The following is a 411-nucleotide window of genomic DNA, read 5'->3' as shown; positions in this document are numbered from 1 at the left end:
CTGGAGAAGACACTTACCGTGAATACCGGTGCGCTGCTGACAATGTCAGTCAGTGCCAACGGGGGAACGCCGCCGTATAAATACGCCTGGAAGAAGGATGGTCAGCCGGTTGACGGGCAGACTACTGACACCTTCAGTAAGCCAGGTGCGCAGTCCGCTGATGCGGGGAAATATACCTGCGTGGTGACCGATTCGGCAGAGAAAGCACAGAGTGTGACGTCTGTTGAATGCACCGTGACAGTGAGCGCAGCCGCCGGATAAGGGGATGGGTCATCATGAAAAAGGATCTGAAAACGCTGGCGCTGGCCAGACTGTCAGGGTTTCGTCATAAAACGGTGAAGGTGCCGGAATGGGGTAATGTCAGCGTGGTGCTGCGGGAGCCTTCGGCAGAGGCCTGGTATCTGTGGCAGG

The 411-nt window shown here is 56.9% G+C and carries 1 protein-coding gene and 1 pseudogene; both read left to right on the top strand.

The features are described 5' to 3' along the window. Nucleotides 1-261, top strand: a pseudogene (locus HEN33_RS25520) (major tail subunit); the annotation flags it as partial. A 14-nt stretch (nucleotides 262-275) separates the two neighbouring features. Next, nucleotides 276-411, top strand: a 136-nt coding sequence (locus HEN33_RS25515; RefSeq protein WP_032323533.1) for a phage tail assembly chaperone, incomplete at its 3' end; no start/stop codon positions are given.

It is taken from the genome of Escherichia sp. 94.0001 (assembly GCF_013369155.2).
GTDB classification, from domain to species: Bacteria; Pseudomonadota; Gammaproteobacteria; order Enterobacterales; family Enterobacteriaceae; genus Escherichia; species Escherichia coli_F.
Note: the sequence above shows the minus strand (reverse complement) of the source record. Positions and strands in the feature narration are given on the sequence as shown.